We start from the raw sequence: 19,329 nt of genomic DNA, 5'->3' as shown, positions 1-19,329 counted from the left end.
GTCACCGTCATGCTGCCTGGGTCGAAACGTCCGTCAGCCGGTCCTGTACTTCGGTGCGGGCGGCCCGGCTATCCCGGGCAGGTCCGCCTTCAGCCACTTGTCGTACGCCGCCGTCCAGGCTCCCTGCCGGTACTTCACGAGGACCTGGTTGACCCGGCGGACCAGGTCGTCCTTGCCGAGCTTGGCGGCGACGCCGTAGTACTCGGTGGTGAACGGGGTCCCCTTCAGCTGCACGGCGGGGTCCTGCGCGGCCTGCCCGGCAGCCAGGGCGTTGTCCGTGACGACCGCGTCCACCAGGCCCTCCTGGAGCCGGACCAGGCAGTCAAGTTGGTTCGGGACGGTGAACAGGTCCAGGTCGGCCTTCGTGCCGTCGCCCTCGTCCTTGAAGGTGGCCCCGAACGAGTTCTTCTCCAGCGCCTCGTACGCGGTCGAGCCCTCCGCCGAGCAGATCCGCTTGCCCGACAGCGAGGAGTCGTACCCCGTGATGGTCGAGTTCATGGGGGCGAGCACCTGCTGGCCCACCTGGAAGTACGCGGTGGAGAAGGCGACCTGCTTGATCCGCTTGCAGTTGATCGTCATGGTGCGCACGATCAGATCGACCTTCTCGCCCTCCAGGGCGGCGATCCGCTGGTTGGTGGGGATGGCACGGAAGATGATCTTGTCTGGGCTGCCGAGGATGTCCGTGGCGATGGCCCGGGCCAGATCGATGTCGAAGCCCTCCAGCGTCCGCGTGGTCGGATTGCGGTAGCCCCAGCGGTAGCTGTTCTGGTCGACGCCGACGATCAGCTTGCCGCGCGCCTTGATCGCGGCGATGGCCGGCCCGTCCGCGGTGGATGGGGTCAGCGACGCCTCCGGATCGGTGCAGGTGTCGGCGCGGGCGGGCACGCCGGTGCCGAGCCCGGCGCCGGAGTACGTGGGGGAGCCCGGGGCGGAGTGCGTGAGCGGCAACAGGGTGAGCGCGGCGGTCACCCCGCACGCGGCGGCCATCGCGGCGACGCCGCCCCAGCCGCGCAGTCGTCCCGGCAGCGGACGGGCGCGCCACGGCCGCCGGCCCCGTGCCCCGCCCTCGGCCGGGCGGCGCGTACCGTCGCCGGTCCCGTCGTGGACGTCCATGTCGTCGGTGGTCATCTCTCCCCCTCTCACCGGTACTCCGACAGCCTGCGATTGATGCCCATGATGGCCCCTGCCGCGCCCAGCACGGCCAACACGGCCGCTCCGAGCGGGAGTCCGGTCAGCGCGCCGAGGCCGTCCTCGGCGGATCGGGTGAACTCGGCCTGCTCGTGGTCGAGTGCCTTCCCCAGCGCCGCGTCGACCTGGTCGAAGGACTGACCGGTGGACCCCTTCGCGCCGATCACCTGGACCAGCGCGCCGTCGTAGTCACCGGCGTTGTCCGTGGAACGTGCGCCCGCGTGCCGCTTCTTCCACTCGGCGACCCGGTCCGCCGCGTCCGCCAGCGGGTCGCGCCCGGCGTCGTCGTCGGCGAGCTCCCGGGCCCGGGCGAGGGCGGCGTCCAGCTTGCCCATGCCCCCGGTGAAGTCGGTCTCGTACTTGTCGTTCTTGCCGTCGTCGGTGAGCACCGCGCCTCGGGCCACCAGGGTCAGGTTCTCGTTCGCCCGTGCCTTCAGGGAGTTGATCCGGGCGGTGTTGAGCACCTGGAGGGAGCTCTGTCCGTGCTCCCTGGCGTCGTTCAGGTCGGCCCGGGCGACCGTGTGCCCCACCGCCAGCCACAGCAGGACGACGGTGGACGCGGCGGTCGCCGCGAGCAGCCCGTGGTTGAACACCCGGTTCGTCCGCCGATAGGTGCGGCGCTGCGCCCAGACCAGTACGGCGAGCGCGACCACCCCGGCCCCGAGCGAGACGAACGGCCAAGTGCGCGCGGACTCGTCGTCCTCGTAGAGCCGGGCGGTCTCGGCGTCGTAGAGCCGCTCGGCGGCGGGCAGCAGCTGGGTGGTCATCTGCTGGTTGGCGTAGCGCAGATAGGCGCCGCCGAGCGGAAGCCCCTGCCGGTTGGCGGCCCGGGCCCGCTCGATCAGGCCGGTGTAGCGGGGCAGCAGCTCGTTGAGCGTGGCGATCTGACGGCCGGACTCGGTCGAACCGTCCGTGTTCGTCGCCGCCTTGACCAGCAGCCGGGACGCCGTCGAAATGTCGTCCACATACCGCTTGTGCACATCGGCGGGCTCCTGCGTGCCCGCGAGGAAGCCGCTGGCGGCGGCCGTGTCGGCGTCGGCGAGCGAGCGGTAGATGCTCGCGGCGTCGGCGCTCAGCGGCTGGCTGCGGCTCACCACGTCGTCGGCGGCGGCGGCCCGGTCGGAGACCTCGAAGGCGGTGACGGCGCCGAAGACCACGACGAGCGCGGCCAGGACGGCGCCGAGGATCTGCAGCCGGCCCGGTTCCGTCGTCGCCGCGGCGAGCACCCGGTCCCGGCCCACGGACCAGGCGCCGCGCAGCGTGGGCGGCGCCGCGGGCGGGGCCGGCGGCACGGACGGTGGCACGGACGCGGGCGGCCGGCCGGGCTGCGCGGGCACGTGTGCCTGCGGCGGCGCCGACGCGGTGTGCGCATTCGGCGGGTATGTCACTTGACCTCCCCCTCGGTCGCTGACGTCGGCCCGCCCCCCGGCTGTTCGGAAGACGACTACCCGGCCAGCAGTATGGCCGCAGGGGCCGCCCCGCACATCAGGAATGGCGCGATCTTGTTCCTATCGTGCCTTGACGCCCATGACCCCCCGTCACGACCCCCCCTCTCAATACGCCCCTCGACCCCGATCGGTTCCCTTTTTGGGCCTCCCGATCGCGCGTGTCAGGCGGCGCGGAGCCGCCCGGGCGACCCCGCGCCCGGGCTCGGCCCCCGGCCTCACCCTCCGGCGTAGTGCGCCCGCAGCGCCGCCCGGGTTCTCGCCGGCGCCGCGACCACGTCCAGGCCGAGCAGGGCCGCGCCGAGGACCGGCGGGGCGGTCACCACCCGGACGTCCGCCTTCGGGGCCCGCGCGGCGAGCAGTTCGGCGATCCGGCCGTCCAGGTCAGGATGACGGGCCGCCAGCACACTGCCCCCGAGGAGCACGGGCACCTCCTCGCCGAGCAGCCCCAACCTGCCGAGCGCGACCGTCGCCAGGGCGACGACCTCCTCCGCCAGCCGGTGCACCAGCGAGCGGGCGATCCGGTCACCGGCGGCCGAGGTGGCGAAGAGGACCGGCGTCATCTCGTGCCGGCGCTCGAGGGGGATCCGCCCCAGGTGCAACGCCTCGATCAGCGCGTACACCGACGGCAGACCGAAGTGGTCGGGGAGGGTGTGCGCCAGCTCCGTCGGCTCGCCCCGCCCGTCCTCGGCCCGCGCCGCGAACCACATCGCCTCCTCCGCGAGCCCGCTGCCCCCGCCCCAGTCGCCGGAGATCCGGCCGAGCGCCGGGAATCGCGCGGTGCGCCCGTCCGGCGTCATGCCCACGCAGTTGATGCCCGCGCCGCACACCACCGCGACCCCCCGCGGCTCGTCGATCCCGGCCCGCAGGATCGCGAAGGTGTCGTTGCGTACCTCCGTCGTCGCCCCCCAGCCACGCGCCCGTACGGCGTCGGCCAACTCCCGCTCCTCCACCGGCAGGTCGGCGTTGGCGAGGCAGGCCGAGACGTGCCGCGCGTACGGAGGGCCGGTGAGCCCGGCGGCCGCCGACGCCGCGACGACGGTCTCCTGGAGCGCGTCGAGCGCCGCCTGGATCCCGACCACCTGCGGCTGGAAACCGCCCCCTCGGGCCGTCCCGATGACGGATCCGTCCGTCCCGATCACGGCCACGTCGGTCTTGCTGTTCCCCGCGTCGACCGCGAGGACCAGCGGCCCCTCGGGCCGGGCGGGCGGCGTTCCCCGGAGGACGCCGCCGTCCGGCCCCGGTGTCGTCACGCCCACGCCAGGTGCTCCCGGTTGTGCGCGATCAGCCGGTCGGTGAGCGCGTCGGCGTACTCGTACTGGCCGATCAGCGGGTGTGAGAGCAGCGCCCGGAACACCCGGTCCCGGCCGCCGCGCAGCGCCGCCTCCAGAGCGAGGTCCTCGTACGTGGTGACGTTCGCGATCAGCCCGGCGTACAGCGGGTCCAGCTCGGGCACGGCCAGCGGCGCCGCGCCACGGCCGTCGACCCTCGCCTGCACCTCGATGACCGCGTCGTCCGGCAGGAAGGGCAGCGTGCCGTTGTTGTACGTGTTCACGACCTGGCAGGGTGATCCGCCCCCGCCCAGCAGCGCGGCCGCGAGGTCCACCGCCGCCTCCGAGTAGAAGGCGCCGCCGCGCTTCCCGAGCAGCGCCGGCTTCTCGTCGAGCGCCGGATCTCCGTACATCTCCAGGAGTTGCCTCTCCATCGCGGCGACCTCGGCGGCCCGCGACGGCTTGGTGCGCAGCTCCCGCACGACCTCGTCGTGCGCGTAGAAGTAGCGCAGGTAGTACGAGGGGACGACACCGAGCCGGTCGACGAGCGCCCGTGGCATCCGCAGGTCGTCGGCGATGGCGTCGCCGTGTTCGGCGAGGAGCTTCGGCAGGACGTTCTCGCCGTCGGGACCGCCGAGGCGCACCCCCGTCTCCCAGGTCAGATGGTTGAGCCCGACGTGGTTCAGATGGATCTCGCCCGGCGTCACCTCCAGCAGCTTCGCGAACTTCCGCTGGAAGCCGATGGCCACATTGCACAGGCCGACGGCCTTGTGCCCGGCCTGGAGCAGGGCCCTGGTGACGATGCCCACCGGGTTGGTGAAGTCGATGATCCACGCGTCGGGGTTGGCGCGCCGCACCCGCTCGGCGATGTCCAGCACCACCGGCACGGTCCGCAGCGCCTTGGCGAGCCCGCCGGCGCCCGTGGTCTCCTGCCCGACGCAGCCGCACTCCAGCGGCCATGTCTCGTCCTGCTCGCGGGCCGCCTGCCCGCCCACGCGGAGCTGGAGCAGGACGGCGTCGGCGTCGGCGACCGCCGCGTCCAGGTCCGTGGTGGTGGTGACGCGCCCCTCGTGTCCCAGTTTGGCGAAGATCCGCCGGGCGAGCCCGCCGACCAGGGCGAGGCGGTCGGCGGCGGGGTCGACGAGGACCAGTTCGGTGAGGGGCAGGGTGTCGCGCAGCCGCGCGAACCCGTCGATGAGTTCAGGGGTGTAGGTGGAGCCCCCACCCACTACAGCGAGCTTCATGGTCGATCAGCCCTTCACTCCGGTCAGTGTGACGCCCTCGACGAATGCCTTCTGGGCGAAGAAGAAGACGAGGATCACGGGGGCCATGACCAGGACGGTCGCGGCCATGGTCAGATTCCAGTCGGTGTGGTGCGCGCCCTTGAAGGACTCCAGGCCGTAACTGAGCGTCCAGGCGGCCGGGTTCTCGGAGGCGTAGATCTGCGGGCCGAAGTAGTCGTTCCAGGCGTAGAAGAACTGGAAGAGCGCGATCGCCGCGATGCCCGGCTTCGCCATCGGCAGGACGACCCGCATCAGCGTGCGGAACTCTCCGCAGCCGTCGACCTTCGCCGCGTCGATGTACTCGTTCGGGATGGTCAGCAGGAACTGGCGCAGCAGGAAGATGGAGAAGGCGTCACCGAAGGCCATCGGGATGATCAGCGGCCAGAGCGTGCCGGAGAGGTCCAGCTGCTTCGCCCAGAACAGATACATCGGGATGATGACGACCTGCGGCGGCAGCATCATCATCGAGACGACCAGCATCAGGGACAGACTGCGGCCCCGGAAGCGGAACTTGGCGAGCGCGTACGCCACCGGGACCGAGGAGATCACCGTGAGGAGCGTGCCCAGGCCGGCGTAGACCAGGGTGTTGCGCCACCAGGTGAGGAAGCCCGGGGTGTCGAGCACCCGCCGGTAGTTGTCCCACTCCCAGGTGTTCGGCGTGAGGTCCCGGGTCAGCGCCTGCTGGTCGCTCATCAGCGAGGTCAGCAGCACGAACAGGAACGGCAGCACGAAGAAGAGCGCCGCGGCGATCCCCAGGGAGTGCACCGCGATCCAGTGCAGCAGCTCCTTGCGGCGTGCCGTGCGCCGGGCCGGGGAGGCCTGCTCCTCCACCGCCCGCGGGGTGTCGAGTACATGGGTCATGACGGGTCACTCACCTGCCTGGATCAGGCCGCCGCGCCGGCGCATCAGAAGGCCCGTGAAGAGCATGGCCAGGGCGAACAGGACGAGCGCGACGGCACAGGCGGCCCCGTAGTCGAAGCGCTGGAAGCCGAGGTTGTAGACGAGCTGGGGCAGGGTCAGGGTGGACTTGTCCGGATAACCCGGCTCGAACGGCTGGCCCGAGCCGCCGATGATCCCGGAGGCCACCTTTCCCGCGACCAGCGGCTGCGCGTAGTACTGCATGGCCTGGATCACGCCCGTGACCACCGCGAACATCACGATGGGCGAGATGTTCGGCAGGGTGACGAACCGGAACTTCTGCCATGCGGAGGCGCCGTCCAGTTCCGCCGCCTCGTACTGCTCCTTCGGCACGTCGAGCAGCGCCGCCATGAAGATGACCATCAGGTCGCCGATGCCCCACACCGCGAGCACGGTGAGCGCCGGTTTCGACCAGGTGGCGTCGTTGAACCAGCCGGGCGTCGGCAGCCCCAGCTCGCCGAGGATCGAATTGACCGGTCCGGTCCCGGGGTTGAGGAGGAAGACGAAGGCGAGGGTCGCCGCGACGGGCGGCGCCAGATAGGGCAGGTAGAACAGCGTCCGGAAGACGCCCGCCCCCGTCTTGATCCTGGTGATGAGCAGTCCGACGCCGAGACCGAACAGGACCCGGCAGGTGACCATGACGACGACGAGCCAGAGGGTGTTGCGCAGGGACGGCCAGAACATGGGGTAGTCGTTGAAGACGTACGTCCAGTTCGTCAGCCCGTTGAACGTGGGGACGCCGAACCCGTCGTACCGCATGAACGAGAAGTAGACGGTCGAGGCCAGCGGGTAGGCGAAGAAGACGCTGAACCCGATCAGCCACGGCGACATGAAGGCCGCCGTACGAAGGGCCGACCTGCGGCGCTTCGAGCGGAGCGTGTGCGTGGTCATGGCCGGCTACTTCGCCTTGGCGATGTCGGTGTCGACCTGCTGGGCGGTCTTCTCCAGACCGGCCTCGAGGTCGCTCGCCGCACCCTTCTCGTACTGGTAGCCGAAGTCCTGGAGGGTGTTCAGGTACGTCGCGCCGTTCACCGCGCCCGCCGGGGTGCTGGACTTCGGGTGCCGCGCGATGTCCATGAAGGTCTTGAAGCGCGGGTCGAGGCTGAGGTCCTTGGACGAGAGGGCCTCGAAGGTGGAGGGCACATTGCGGATGCCGTTGGCGAAGGCGACGACGGCCTCGGTGTCCGTGGTCATGAACTTCACCAGCTCCCAGGCGGCGTTCTGCTTCCTGCTGGCCGGCGCGATGCCCATGATCGTGCCGGACAGGAAGCCCTTGCCGTACGTGTCGGCCTGGTCGTCGGCGACCGGCATCGGCGCGACGCCGATGTCGAACGGAACCTTGGCGTTGGTCGCCATGCCCAGGCGCCATTCGCCGTCCAGCTGCATCGCGACCTGACCGGTGTGGAAGGGGTGTTTGGCGCCCCACTCGTCACCGAACGACCCCCGGTACCTCTCCAGCTTCTGGAAGCCGCCGAGGTCGTCGATCAGCTTCTTCTGGAAGGTGAACATCGCCGCGAACTGCGGGTCCTTGGCGATGTTGGACTTGCCGTCGGCGTCGAAGTAGACGGGGTTCCAGCCGCCGAGGTAGTGCTCGGTGGTCGTCTCGTAGCCGTGGAAGGTCGGCATGATGCCGAGCTGCTCGTACGAGTCGCCCTTCTCCTTGGTCAGCTTCTTGGCGACCGAGGCGAGTTCCGACATGGTCTTCGGCGGCCCGGCGATGCCCGCCTTCTTGAAGGCGTCCTTGTTGTAGTAGAGGCCGTACGCGTCCGCCAGCAGCGGCAGGGCGCACCGCTTGCCCTCGAACTGGGTGTAGTCGAGAAGCACCTTCGGGAAGGTCTTCTCCAGGTTCAGCTTCGACTTCTCGATGAACGGCTTCAGGTCGGCGAACGCGCCGGACGAGCAGAACTTCCCCACATTGGAGGTGGTGAAGGAGGAGACGACGTCGGGACCGTTCGAACCGCCCGCGCGCAGCGCCTGGTTGAGCTTGTCGTCGTCGATGTTGCCGACGACCTTCACCTTGATGTTCGGGTGACTGTCCTCGAATCGCTTGATGTTGTCGTTGACGGCCTTCACCTCGGTGGGCTCGGACCAGCCGTGCCAGAAGGTGATGGTCGTCTTCGCGTTCGGGTCGTCGCTCGCGCCACTGGCGCCCGCGCCCGTACAGGCGGAGGCGAACAGCGCTATGGAGGCGGTCGCGGCCAGCGCGGCGGCCGCTCGGCGGGGGGTTGCGGACATGGCGGTGTCTCCCTGTGACGGGTGAGGAGGGCTGGGAAGGCGATGAGGGCAGCGGTGGCGAGGACGGGGACTTCGGGACTATCGACGTGAGGTGTCGAAGACTTCGTCCCTGGTGGCGGCCAGGGCGCTCTCCAACGCCCCGCGCAGGACGGGATGCCGGGGAACGCCGGCGAGGACCAGCCGGGGGCGGGACGCTGCCAGCTCGGCGAGCTCGGCCTGGACGCGGGAGCGCAGCGGCTCGCCGCCGGCGACGATCACCTCGCCGGACAGGACGACGAGTTCGGGGTCGAGGACGGCGACCAGGGAGGCGAGACCGGTGGCGAGCCGGACGGCGTACTGCTGGAGCAGCTCGGCGTACCGCGCGTCGTCCGCGTGCGCTTCGGCGGCCCGGCGCAGCAGCCCGGCGGCCACGGGGACGTAGGGCTGCTCGGGCGTCTCGATGCCGAGGGCCTTGGCGAGCCTGGGCACGGACTGGACACCGGCCAGCTCCTGGAAGCCGCCACTGTTGGCCTTGGTGACCTGCCGTACGAGCGGGGTGCCCGGCACCGGCAGGAAGCCGACCTCTCCGGCGCCGCCCGTGAAGCCCCGGTGCAGCCGGCCGCCGAGGACGAGGGCGGCGCCCAGGCCCTCCTGGTTCCAGAGCAGGACGAAGTCCCCGTGCTCACGGGCGGCGCCCAGGCGCTGCTCGGCGACGGCGACGAGGTTGACGTCGTTCTCGTACTCGACCGGCATCGGAAGTACGGCGGCCAGCTCGTCCAGGAGCGTGGGGGAGTGCCAGCCGGGCAGATGGCTCGCGTACCTCAGCCGGCCGGTGGACGGATCGAAGGCACCCGGCGTCCCGATGACCAGCCGGTGCACATCGGCCCGCGCGATCCCGGCCTCCTTCACGGCCCCGTCGAGCACCTCGGTGACCTGCCGCACGACCCCCTCGGCGCGCCGCCCGGGCGTCTCCAGCTCGTACTCCCCGACGGTGGCGCCGGTGATGTCGGCGACCGCGGCGCGAATCCGCTGCGGCGTCACGTCGATCCCGGCGGCGAAGGCGGCCCGCGCGTTCACCGCGTACAACTGCGCGTTGGGCCCGGGCCGCCCCTCGGTGGTCCCGGTGGCGACGACGAGCCCGGCCGCCTCCAGCCGCGCGAGCAACTGCGACGCGGTCGGCTTGGAGAGCCCGGTGAGCTTGCCGATCCTGGTCCGCGACAGCGGCCCCTGCTCCAGCAGCAGATCCAGCGCGGCCCGGTCGTTCATGGCGCGCAGGACGCGCGGGGTGCCGGGGGTGGTGCCCGGGGGCGTGCCGACCATGCCGCTTCCTCACACTGTTAGGAAAGTTTCCTATTGGGATGGAAGGAACGTAGGGCGCAGGTCACGGGGGCGTCAAGAGGCCGGAACGGGGGGCGCCCCCGAGGCAACCAAAGCGTTACCTGCGGGGGCGCGCAAGACGGAGGGTTACTTCGTCAGGCTCGGCGGTGGGCTCAGAGGGGTCGCCGCCGTCGACTGCGGGGACGTCGTCGAGGCGAACGCCGACGGGGCCGCCATGCCCGCCGTCGGGTCCGGGGGAGTGTCCTCCGCCGGGGTCGGGAGGCCGCCGACCAGGCGGATGCCCGCCTCGTCGAAGGCGCGCTTGACGCGCCAGCGCAGCTCGCGCTCCACGCCCAGGGACTTGCCCGGCATGGTCTTCGCCGAGACGCGGATGGTCATCGAGTCCAGCAGCACCTCGTTGAGACCCAGGATCTCCACCGGGCCCCACAGGCGCTCGTTCCAGGGCTCTTCCTTGGCCAGGTTCGCCGACGCCTCGGTGATCACCGACTGGACGCGGTCCAGGTCCTCGGTCGGGCGGACCGTGACGTCGATCGCGGCCGTCGCCCAGCCCTGGCTCAGGTTGCCGATCCGCTTGATCTCGCCATTGCGGACGTACCAGATCTCACCGTTGTCGCCGCGCAGCTTCGTCACGCGCAGGCCGACCTCTATCACCTCGCCCGAGGCCACCCCGGCGTCGACCGAGTCACCCACGCCGTACTGGTCCTCCAGGATCATGAACACCCCGGAGAGGAAGTCCGTCACCAGGTTCCGCGCGCCGAAACCGATCGCCACGCCCGCGACACCCGCCGACGCCAGCAGCGGCGCCAGGTCGATCTTGAACGCGCCGAGGATCATCAGTCCGGCCGTGCCCAGGATCACGAAGGACGCCACCGAGCGCAGCACCGAGCCGATCGCCTCCGAGCGCTGTCTGCGGCGCTCCGCGTTCACCAGCAGACCGCCGAGAGCGGTGCCCTCGACCGCCTGGGCGCTGCGGTTCATCCGCGCTATCAGCTTGGTCAGGGCACGGCGAATGGCCATCCGCAACAGCAGCGCGACGACCAGGATCAGCAGGATGCGCAGGCCGGTGTTGAGCCAGGTGGACCAGTTCTCCTCCACCCAGCCTGCGGCGTTGGTCGCCTTCTCCGCGGCCTCGTCGAGAGTGACGGGGCCGTTCGACGGATCGGCGGCCAGCCGGAGTGCGGACCAGGGCACGGTGGAAACCTCCAGGCATTGCGAACAGCAGACCATCCACACTAACGGGGCATCGGGTGTGCTCCATTGACATGTTCGAGGGAGAGACGAGCCTCACCCGGGGATGTACCAGATGTGATCGACGCCACAAAATCCTCCCGACCCGTTACAGGGACGTGGTGGCGCTTCGACCTGGCATGAGGAGAAACTGAGAACAGTTCGTCCCGGCGCGAGCCACGCGCCGCCGGCGTCATAGGAGGCACCCGTGCCGCATGTCCTGGTCCTCAACGCGTCGTACGAGCCTCTCGGCGTCGTACCGCTCCGCCGCGCGCTCGTCCTCGTCCTGGAGAACAAGGCACTCTGCCTCGAGGAATCCGGCGCCTTCATGCACAGCGAGACCCGCGTCATCCCCGCACCCAGCGTGGTCCGGCTGAAGCGGTTCGTGCGGGTCCCCTACCGGGGGCCCGTTCCTCTGACCCGAAGAGCCCTCTTCGCCCGTGACGGCGGTCGCTGCATGTACTGCGGTGGTGTCGCAACCAGCGTCGACCACGTCGTACCCAAGAGCCGCGGCGGCCAGCACGCCTGGGAGAACGTCGTGGCCGCCTGCCGCCGCTGCAACCACGTCAAGGCCGACCGGCACCTGCGGGAACTGGGCTGGCGCCTGCGCCACCAGCCCGCGCCGCCGTCCGGACTGGCCTGGCGCATCATCGGCACGGGGCACCGGGACCCCCGCTGGCTGCCCTACCTCCAGCCGTACGGCGCCGACGACGCGATGGCCCGCATCGACAGCAGCCTGACCCTGACGGCCGGCGGCCCGGGCTGAACCGAGTTCTAGAAGACGCCGTACGCCTCGACCGACCACAGGGAGTAGCCGTAGGGCGTCGCCCGTCCCTCGCCCTGGACGCGCAGGAAGCGCGTGTCCGGGGCGTCCATGCGGACGGTCTCGCGGCCGCCCCTGCCGTCCCTGACCGTCGCCGCCGTGCGCCAGGTGCGGCCGTCCGCCGAGACCTGGACGCGGTACCGGCTCGCGTACGCGTCCTGCCAGCGCAGCACGACCTGGCCGATACGCGCCGGCTTCGGCAGCTCCAGCTGCCACCAGGCGCCGTCCTCGGCCGGGGAGGACCAACGCGTGGCCGGGTCGCCGTCGAGGGCCGCGGAGGCCGGGAAGTCGGGGGTCTCGTCGCCGGACGACGAGGCCGTGGCCGTACGGGCCAGGTCCGGGCCGCCCGTCCGGGGGAACGCCCGGACCGTCAGGACGCGCTCCTCGCCCGCGAAGGAGACCGGGACCCGGTACTCGCCCGCCGCCGTGCCGGGTGCGACGGACACCTCGACCGGGACGGTGGCCCGGACCCCGCGCGGCACTCTCGTCTCCGCGGGGAGCTTCACGACGATGCCCTTGGGCGCCTTCGCGGCGAGGGCGCCGCGCACCTCGCCGGGGCGCTGGGCCGAAAGGGTGACGTCGACGCGCTGGGCCGGGCCGCCGATCTCCGCGTCCGTCTCGGCGCGCGCCAGCTCCAGGACGGCCCGGGGCGCGTCACCGAACCACGGCACCAGCGTGCGCACCCGCGCGGCCGCGCCGTCGCTCCACACGACCCGTACGGCCTCGGCGCGCAGGCCCTTCACGTCCGTCTGGGTCCAGCCGGACGGTGAGAGGGGGCCGACGCCGCGCCAGCCCTCTCCGGGGACGTACGCCTCCATGCGCGCGCCGTCGCCCGTGCCCGGCTCGGTCATCACGGTCACGGTCTCGAGGGGCCGGGCCCGGTCGAGCCGCACGGTGTAGGAGCCGGAGTCGTGGGAGACCGTACCGGCGGTGCGGTCCGCGCCCGTCCAGGCCGCGCCCTCCTTGACGGCCCGCGCCAGGAAGGGGTCCAGGACCCCCCGCCCCACGGTGACGGGACTCTCCTTGAGGGCCTTGCGCGACTCCTCGAGGGCCAGCGAGGTCTGCCAGGCCACCGTGCCGTCGCCGCGGGCCTGCGCCTGGAGCATGTCGACGGCGTACTCGCCCGCCTGCCCGTAGCGCGCCAACTGCGCGAGCCACGGCCCGGTTTCGTCGTCGAGCCGGCCCTCCGCGGTGCCCTCCAGCCGCCGCGGGGCCTCCCGCATCACGGTGAACGCGGCCCGCAGCTCGCGGGCCGCCGCGTCCCGGGCGGCGTTCGGAGCCGTACGCGTACGCCAGAAGGCGTCGAGCAGAGGCCGCAGGTACGCCGACTCGGACGGCGAGAGGATCGACGAGGAGTCGTTGCCGGCCAGCGCGCGCAGTGCCTCGCGGGCCTTCGGGTCGGTGCCCGCCAGGTCGTCGACGGCGGCCCGCCAGGACTCCTGGGGGAGATAACCCTTGGGGTTCCAGGCGTAGTCGGCGGCGGTGAACAGGGGGATGCGGGACGCCGCCGCCTGTTCCATGGCGTTGGCGAGGAAGGCCGCGGAGCCGGAGGCGACGGCCGGCTGGCGGCCGGTGGAGGGGCCGAGGAAGAGCCGGTCCTGCGCCCAGTCGTTGACCGGGTAGTTGTCCATGGTGACCAGCGGATGCCTGAAGGCGTCGCGGGCTCCGGCCAGTTCACGGCCGGTGATGGTGCGCGGTACGACTCCGACGCCCGTCCAGGCGACCTGGACCCGGTCGTCCAGCTTCGAGGCGAGGGCCGTGCGGTAGGCGGTCGCGCCGTCCTGGTAGAACTCCGTGGGCATCAGCGTCAGCGGCTCGGCGTCCGGGTGCCGGTCCGCGAGATGCCGGGCCACCTCGCCGGCCACCCTGGCCTGGGCGGTGGCGGCCGCCTCGGGTCCGCGGCCGAAGGTGTCCGCGTCCCTGTCGCAGTGCCACTCGCTGTAGCTGACGTCCTGGAACTGCAGCTGGAACGCCCGTACTCCCAGGGCCCACATGGCGTCGATCTTGCGGGTGAGCGCCCTGATGTCGTCGTCGGACGCCAGGCACATGGACTGCGCGGGCGCCACGGCCCAGGCGAGCGTCACATGGTTGGCACGGGCGCGTTCGGCCAGCTCACGGAAGGCGGTGCGCTGGGCGGTGGGGTACGGGTCGCGCCACTGGGCCTGGCGGTACGGGTCGTCTCCGGCCGCGTAGAGATAGCGGTTCTGCTTGGTGCGGCCCATGAAGTCGAGCTGTGCCAGGCGCTCCTGTTGGCTCCAGGGCCGCCCGTAGAAGCCCTCGGTCAGGCCGCGTACGGCGGTGCCGGGCCAGTCGCGGACCACAACGCCCCGAAGCGCCCCGGTTCTTGTGTCGAGGAGCTGGCGCAGCGTCTGGGCGGCGTGGAACAGGCCGTCGTTCCCGACTCCGTCGACGGCGACCGTGTCACGGTTCCCGAGACGGCCGGTGGCGATCCGGTAGCCCCCGTGGGGCAGGTCGGCGCGTTCGGGCACGCGCAGGGCGCGCAACGCGTCCTGCGCTCCGGGCCCGCCGAAACGGACGACCGTCCCGCGCCCGGGGAAGTCCGTGTAGATGGTGCGGGTACCTGCGGCGGTCAGCACCGCCCGCAGCGCCGCGACCGCGTACGGATCGGCGTCCGGGTCGGCGAGCAGGGTCACTTCGTCATGGAGCGGGACGGCCGCCCCGGTGCCGCGGACGTCCTGCGGGCGCGGCCATATGGCGGGTTGGGCGGCCGAGGTGGCCCGCTCGGGAGTGTCGGGGGTCGTGGTGGAGGGGTCGGTGGGGGAGTGTGGTGCGACCGGTGCGGCGAGCGCGCCCGGAGCGGTTCCGAAGAGCCCGCCGATCACGGCGATCGCCACGGCCGTCGCGGTCCGCTTGCTGCGCCCGAGCTGCACGCGCGTCTCCCCCTCGACTTTTCCCTGTCCCACCGGTGGGTTTCGAGCCCACCACCGACCCGGCGAAGGTGTCAATGTGCGTGGCCGTTGTGTCCGTTATTCCTGGCGGGGCGGGGTGCCCCGCCCCGCCACCCGCCTTGGCACCGGCCTCGGCGCCGGTCTCAACTCGGGCTCGGGAAGCGGAATGTGACCCGCGTCACGTAACACGTCTGCGACGCCTGCCGCTGGGTAGGGCTGCTGTGTCCCATCGCTTCAGACGACTGGAGGCCCCCGTGGCCGCATCCGCGCAGCTGCTGCTGTCCGCCCTCTCCAAACAGGTCCCCGACCCGCGCACCGCGCTCATACCCCTCACCAGCGAGCCCCCGCTCGCCGACGCCGCCCCCCTCACCAGCGAACCCCCACTCGCCGACGCGGCTCCCCTGACCAGCGAACCGACCGCCCATGGCACCGCCGGCGGCATGGGGTTCCCTGGCGTGTGACCCACCCCGGCGTGTGACTCACCCCTGGAGCCCGCATGACCCTGGCCAGGCTCGCCGCGCTGCACGGTGTCGCCACCGAGTACTCCCCGTCCGAAGGCGTCACCGTCCCGGTCCCCGACGCCACGGTCGTCGCGGTCCTCGCCGCGCTGGACGTCGACGCCGCCACGCCCGAGGCGGTCCGCGCGTCCCTGGCGGCCGCCGAGGCCGCCGCCGCGGCGCGTCTGCTGCCCGCGACGGTGGTGCTGTGGCGGGACGCCCCGGTCACCGCGCCGGCCGCTGTCCGGGCGCTGCCCCCGGGCACGGACCTGCGGATCGCGCCGGAGGGCGGCGGCCGGGCGAGGACGTGGCAGGTTCCCGAGGCTCCGGAAGGCCCCGTGGAGCCCGTGGACTGCTTCTGGGCGGAGCTGCCGCTCGGCGTGCACCGGTTGGACGCCCGTGCCCCCGGCGGGAGGGCGGCCGGCTGCGCGCTGATCGTCGCGCCGGCCGCCGTCCCGCAGGCCCCCCGGCGCGGCTACGGACTCCTGGTCCAGCTGTACTCGCTGCTGTCCGGGCGCTCCTGGGGCGTGGGCGACCTCGGCGACCTGCGGGAGCTCGCCGACTGGGCGGGCCGGGCGCACGGCGCCGACTTCGTGCAGGTCAACCCGCTGCACGCCGCCGTGCCCGGCACCCCCACCGACCCGTCGCCGTACCGCCCCTCCTCGCGCCGCTTCCCCGACCCCGTCCATCTGCGGATCGAGGACGTCCCCGAGTACGCGTACGTGGCCCCGCAGTACCGCGCCGAGCTGGACAGCGTGCTCGCGGACGCCGCCGAACTGCGCGAAGGGGTCCTGGCCAAGGGCGAGTTGATCGACCGGGACGCCGTGTGGGCCCTCAAGCGGCGCGCCCTGGACCTCGTACGGACCGTGCCGCTGGGACCAGGCCGCCGGGCCGCCTACGAGGACTTCCTCGCCCGGCAGGGACGGGCGCTCGCGGACCACGCCACCTGGTGCGCGCTCGCCGAGCAGTACGGCTCCGACTGGCGCGCCTGGCCAGAGCCGCTGCGCGACCCCCGATCGGCCGCGACGGCCGCCGCCCGGGAGGGCCTCGCGGACCGGACCGGCTTCCACTCCTGGCTCGCCTGGCTCACGGACGAGCAGCTCGACGCGGCCGCCCGCGCCGCCCGGGAGGGCGGCATGGCCGTCGGGATCGTCCACGATCTGGCCGTGGGCGTGCACCCGGACGGCGCCGACGCCTGGGCCCAGCAGCACGCGTACGCCGCCGGGATGTCCGTCGGCGCCCCGCCCGACGCCTTCACCGCGCGCGGCCAGGACTGGGGCCTGCCGCCGTGGCGTCCCGACGCCCTCGCGGCCTCCGGCTACGCGCCCTACCGCGACCTGCTCCAGGGCCTGCTGCGGCACGCGGGCGCCCTGCGCATCGACCACGTCATGGGGCTCTTCCGGCTCTGGTGGGTCCCCCGGGGCCGCAAGCCCGCCGAGGGCACATATGTCCGCCACGACGCCGACGCCATGCTGGCCGTCCTGGCCCTGGAGGCCCACCGGGCCGGCGCCCTCGTCATCGGCGAGGACCTCGGGACGGTGGAGCCGGGGGTGCGCGAGGCGCTGGAGCGGCGGGGGGTCCTCGGGACCTCGGTCCTCTGGTTCGAACGCGACTGGAGCGGTGACGGCCGCCCGCTGGCGCCCGAGCGGTGGCGCGAGGGCTGTGTGGCCACCGCCACCACCCATGATCTGCCGTCCACGGCGGCCCGGCTCACCGGTGACCACATCGAGCTGCGCCACCGGCTCGGGCTCCTCACCCGTCCCCTGGAGCTGGAGCGGGCGGAGGGAGAGCGGGAGGTCGCCGAGTGGCTGACCCGCCTGGCCGATCTCGGGATCCTCCCGGAGGCGGGCGCCGGGGCAGGCCCCGTCCCTCACTCGGACCGCCGGCCGGAGGCCGATTCGACGGCCGCCACGGGCGCCGTGCCGGACCGCCGGACGGAGGCCGGACCGATGGCCGGCACGGGCGCCGGGGCAGGCCCCGGCCCCGCCCGGGTGGCGGACGAGGAGGCCGCGATCAGGGCGCTCTACGCCTTCCTGCTGCGTACTCCCGCGCGGCTGACGGGTGTCTGGCTGCCGGACGCGGTGGGGGACCGGCGCCCGCAGAATCTGCCCGGGACCTGGGACCAGTACCCCAACTGGCGCCTGCCGATCGCCGACGCCGACGGCCGGCCGGTCACCCTGGAGGAGTTGGCCGCCTCCCCCCGGCTGCACCGGCTCCTGGGCCTCTTCACGGCCCGTACGGCACCCCCGGGCGCGCGGCCCTCTTAGGCGTTCGCTACGTTTGCACCGTGGACAAGAAGAACGCCCTGCGCGCCGGCGCCGTCGCGGCCGGTACGACGCTGATGATGCTGCTCATGTCGTCCCCCGCGCTCGCGGTCACCCGCGACGACGGTGACGACCCGGGTCCCGGTCTGAGCGTGGCCGAGACGCTCGGCCTGTACGTCGCGGCGCCGATCGTGCTGTTCCTGGTGATCGCCGGCCTGGTGATGGTGCTCGACAAGTCCAAGGACCGGGTCTGACGCACTGACCCCTCCCTGACCCTCGAGGGCGCCGCGCGGTACGCACGTACCGCGCGGCGCCCTCGCGTATGCGCGCCCCGGCGGTGCCCGGCTAGGCCGTCGTCGCCAGGAGCTTGCGCAGCAGGTCCGCCAGCTGGGCCGCCTCCTCGGCGTCGAGCGCCGACTCCAGGGCCTCCCGCTGCGCCGCGAGCCCGGCCGCCACGGCCTCGTCCACCAGCTCGCGTCCCCGTTCGCTGAGGGTCACCCGCAGCCCGCGCCGGTCGTTCGGGTCGGGGCTGCGGCTGAGCAGCCCGGCCTTCTCCAGCTTGTCGAGCCGGCCCGTCATCCCGCCGGTCGTGAGCATCAGCGTCACCGACAGCTGGCGGGGCGAGAGGGTGTAGGGCTCTCCCGACCTCCGTAGGGTCGCCAGCACGTCGAACTCTCCGAGCGACATCCCGTAGGGCGCGTACGCCTTGTCGACGCGCCCGCGCATCGCGTGGGAGAGCCGGTAGACGCGCCCGAAGACCGCCATCGGCAGCGTGTCGAGATCGGGGCGGACAGCGGCCCACTGGTCGGTGATGGCGTCGACGGCGTCGTGTGCGGCGGGGTTGTTCGTCTCCATGCCCGAAGTCTCCTTACCTCTCGGTTCGATGGCAAGTAAGTCACTTGCAATTAAGTAGCTTAGCGCTAAGCTACTTATCGCCAAGCCACTTCCGGCCCGGCGCTCCGGTTCGTCGAAACAGGGGGGACCCGTCATGTCCCGCAAGGCCGCCGTCATCGCGCTCACCGCACTCGCCCCGATCTCCTGGGGCTCCACCTATGCGGTCACGACCGAGTTCCTGCCGCCCGACCGGCCGCTCTTCACCGGGCTGATGCGGGCCCTGCCCGCCGGCCTCCTGCTCCTCGCGCTCACCCGCAAGCTGCCGCGCGGCGCCTGGTGGTGGAAGTCGGCGGCCCTCGGGGCGCTCAACATCGGCGCCTTCTTCCCGCTGCTGTTCCTGGCGGCCTACCGGCTGCCCGGCGGGGTCGCCGCCGTCGTCGGCTCGGTCGGCCCGCTGTTCGTCGTCGGCCTCGCGGCCCTCCTTCTGGGTGACCGGCCCACCGTACGAGCGACCCTCACGGCCGTCGCCGCGGCCTTCGGGGTCAGCCTGGTCGTCCTCAGGGCCGGGGCGGCGCTCGATCTGGTCGGCGTGCTCGCCGGACTCGCCTCCGCGCTGTCGATGTCCGCGGGCACGGTCCTCACCAAGCGCTGGGGGAGGCCGGAGGGTGTCGGCGCGCTGGCGCTCACCGGCTGGCAGCTGACCGCCGGAGGTCTGATCATCGCGCCCGTCGCCTTCCTGGTGGAGGGCGCTCCGCCGGTCCTGGACGGCCGGAGCCTCGCGGGCTACCTCTACCTCGCCCTCGGCAACACCGCGGTCTCGTACTGGCTCTGGTTCCGCGGTATCGAGCGGCTGAGCGCCGGCTCGGTCACCCTTCTCGGTCCCCTGTCGCCGATCACCGCCGCCGTCATCGGCTGGGCGGCGCTGGGGCAGGCGCTGGGACCGGTGCAGGTGCTCGGCATGGTGATCGCCTTCGGGGCCACGCTCCTCGGGCAGCGACAGTCCAAGGAATCATTCAGTGAAACTGAAAGGAACAATCGAAAGTATTCGATGGACCTTAGGATTCGCTCGATGCGACGGTAGTCCCGCACCGACCTCCCCGAAAAGGGGCGGCGACCTC

At 72.3% G+C, this 19,329-nt stretch carries 16 protein-coding genes; 5 read left to right on the top strand and 11 right to left on the bottom strand.

Annotated elements, in window-relative coordinates:
- Positions 1–33 precede the first annotated feature (33 nt).
- From ACZ7J0_RS07895 to ACZ7J0_RS07855, 9 genes are all read right to left on the bottom strand, one after another.
- Entirely contained in the window at positions 34–1,128 is a 1,095-nt protein-coding gene (locus ACZ7J0_RS07895) for a glutamate ABC transporter substrate-binding protein (RefSeq protein WP_470885006.1), read from the bottom strand.
- 11 nt (positions 1,129–1,139) lie between these two features.
- The gene (locus tag ACZ7J0_RS07890) at positions 1,140–2,576 is read right to left on the bottom strand and encodes a hypothetical protein (RefSeq protein ID WP_470885004.1); all 1,437 of its coding nucleotides are present in this window, start codon (positions 2,574–2,576) and stop codon (positions 1,140–1,142) included.
- 275 nt (positions 2,577–2,851) lie between these two features.
- Positions 2,852–3,820: an N-acetylglucosamine kinase gene (locus ACZ7J0_RS07885; protein WP_470885177.1), complete on the bottom strand. Its 969-nt coding sequence runs from the start codon at positions 3,818–3,820 to the stop codon at positions 2,852–2,854.
- Between the two features lie 62 nt (positions 3,821–3,882).
- Positions 3,883–5,148, bottom strand: coding sequence for a family 4 glycosyl hydrolase (locus ACZ7J0_RS07880; protein WP_470885002.1), 1,266 nt, complete (start codon positions 5,146–5,148; stop codon positions 3,883–3,885).
- Positions 5,149–5,154: 6 nt separating this feature from the next.
- Positions 5,155–6,048 (bottom strand): carbohydrate ABC transporter permease, encoded by an 894-nt coding sequence (locus ACZ7J0_RS07875; protein ID WP_470885000.1) that lies wholly within the window; start codon positions 6,046–6,048, stop codon positions 5,155–5,157.
- Between the two features lie 6 nt (positions 6,049–6,054).
- Positions 6,055–6,996 carry a carbohydrate ABC transporter permease gene (locus ACZ7J0_RS07870; RefSeq protein WP_470884999.1) on the bottom strand — a complete coding sequence of 314 codons (942 nt, stop codon included), beginning with the start codon at positions 6,994–6,996 and terminating at the stop codon, positions 6,055–6,057.
- A gap of 6 nt (positions 6,997–7,002) precedes the next feature.
- Positions 7,003–8,340, bottom strand: coding sequence for an ABC transporter substrate-binding protein (locus tag ACZ7J0_RS07865; RefSeq protein WP_470884998.1), 1,338 nt, complete (start codon positions 8,338–8,340; stop codon positions 7,003–7,005).
- A 78-nt stretch (positions 8,341–8,418) separates the two neighbouring features.
- Positions 8,419–9,639 carry an ROK family transcriptional regulator gene (locus ACZ7J0_RS07860; RefSeq protein WP_470884996.1) on the bottom strand — a complete coding sequence of 407 codons (1,221 nt, stop codon included), beginning with the start codon at positions 9,637–9,639 and terminating at the stop codon, positions 8,419–8,421.
- 144 nt (positions 9,640–9,783) lie between these two features.
- Positions 9,784–10,884, bottom strand: a complete 1,101-nt coding sequence (locus ACZ7J0_RS07855) for a mechanosensitive ion channel family protein (protein WP_470884994.1) — start codon at positions 10,882–10,884, stop codon at positions 9,784–9,786.
- Positions 10,885–11,092: 208 nt separating this feature from the next.
- On the opposite strand from ACZ7J0_RS07855, the gene ACZ7J0_RS07850 reads away from it, so the two are divergent.
- Entirely contained in the window at positions 11,093–11,650 is a 558-nt protein-coding gene (locus ACZ7J0_RS07850) for an HNH endonuclease (RefSeq protein WP_468706036.1), read from the top strand.
- An 8-nt stretch (positions 11,651–11,658) separates the two neighbouring features.
- On the opposite strand, the gene ACZ7J0_RS07845 is transcribed toward ACZ7J0_RS07850, so the two are convergent.
- Positions 11,659–14,598, bottom strand: coding sequence for a beta-N-acetylglucosaminidase domain-containing protein (locus ACZ7J0_RS07845; protein ID WP_470884991.1), 2,940 nt, complete (start codon positions 14,596–14,598; stop codon positions 11,659–11,661).
- A 272-nt stretch (positions 14,599–14,870) separates the two neighbouring features.
- On the opposite strand from ACZ7J0_RS07845, the gene ACZ7J0_RS07840 reads away from it, so the two are divergent.
- Genes ACZ7J0_RS07840 through ACZ7J0_RS07830 form a run of 3 tightly spaced genes read left to right on the top strand, consistent with a single transcriptional unit; the run spans position 14,871 to position 17,631 of the window.
- Complete coding sequence (locus ACZ7J0_RS07840) at positions 14,871–15,077, top strand: hypothetical protein (protein WP_468706031.1); 207 nt, start codon at positions 14,871–14,873, stop codon at positions 15,075–15,077.
- A gap of 35 nt (positions 15,078–15,112) precedes the next feature.
- Positions 15,113–17,380: a 4-alpha-glucanotransferase gene (malQ, locus tag ACZ7J0_RS07835; RefSeq protein WP_470884989.1), complete on the top strand. Its 2,268-nt coding sequence runs from the start codon at positions 15,113–15,115 to the stop codon at positions 17,378–17,380.
- 20 nt (positions 17,381–17,400) lie between these two features.
- Positions 17,401–17,631 carry a hypothetical protein gene (locus tag ACZ7J0_RS07830; RefSeq protein ID WP_468706027.1) on the top strand — a complete coding sequence of 77 codons (231 nt, stop codon included), beginning with the start codon at positions 17,401–17,403 and terminating at the stop codon, positions 17,629–17,631.
- A 91-nt stretch (positions 17,632–17,722) separates the two neighbouring features.
- Here the strand turns inward: ACZ7J0_RS07830 and ACZ7J0_RS07825 are convergent, their stop codons facing one another.
- On the bottom strand, positions 17,723–18,232 hold the full coding sequence (locus ACZ7J0_RS07825) for a MarR family winged helix-turn-helix transcriptional regulator (RefSeq protein WP_470884988.1): 510 nt from the start codon (positions 18,230–18,232) through the stop codon (positions 17,723–17,725).
- A 133-nt stretch (positions 18,233–18,365) separates the two neighbouring features.
- Between ACZ7J0_RS07825 and ACZ7J0_RS07820 the strand changes: the two genes are divergently transcribed.
- Complete coding sequence (locus ACZ7J0_RS07820; RefSeq protein ID WP_470884986.1) at positions 18,366–19,292, top strand: EamA family transporter; 927 nt, start codon at positions 18,366–18,368, stop codon at positions 19,290–19,292.
- Positions 19,293–19,329: the final 37 nt, after the last annotated feature.

This window comes from Streptomyces sp. NPDC038280 (genome assembly GCF_055600045.1).
This window is presented reverse-complemented; position numbering and strand designations above follow the sequence as displayed.

Bases quoted from the DNA above. Each gene is read 5' to 3' on its own strand.
- ACZ7J0_RS07895 (WP_470885006.1), bottom strand. From the start codon at position 1,128: ATGACCACCGACGACATGGACGTCCACGACGGGACCGGCGACGGTACG.
- ACZ7J0_RS07880 (WP_470885002.1), bottom strand. From the start codon at position 5,148: ATGAAGCTCGCTGTAGTGGGTGGGGGCTCCACCTACACCCCTGAACTC.
- ACZ7J0_RS07875 (WP_470885000.1), bottom strand. From the start codon at position 6,048: ATGACCCATGTACTCGACACCCCGCGGGCGGTGGAGGAGCAGGCCTCC.
- ACZ7J0_RS07870 (WP_470884999.1), bottom strand. From the start codon at position 6,996: ATGACCACGCACACGCTCCGCTCGAAGCGCCGCAGGTCGGCCCTTCGT.
- ACZ7J0_RS07865 (WP_470884998.1), bottom strand. From the start codon at position 8,340: ATGTCCGCAACCCCCCGCCGAGCGGCCGCCGCGCTGGCCGCGACCGCC.
- ACZ7J0_RS07860 (WP_470884996.1), bottom strand. From the start codon at position 9,639: ATGGTCGGCACGCCCCCGGGCACCACCCCCGGCACCCCGCGCGTCCTG.
- ACZ7J0_RS07855 (WP_470884994.1), bottom strand. From the start codon at position 10,884: ATGGTCTGCTGTTCGCAATGCCTGGAGGTTTCCACCGTGCCCTGGTCC.
- malQ (WP_470884989.1), top strand. From the start codon at position 15,113: ATGACCCTGGCCAGGCTCGCCGCGCTGCACGGTGTCGCCACCGAGTAC.
- ACZ7J0_RS07825 (WP_470884988.1), bottom strand. From the start codon at position 18,232: ATGGAGACGAACAACCCCGCCGCACACGACGCCGTCGACGCCATCACC.
- ACZ7J0_RS07820 (WP_470884986.1), top strand. From the start codon at position 18,366: ATGTCCCGCAAGGCCGCCGTCATCGCGCTCACCGCACTCGCCCCGATC.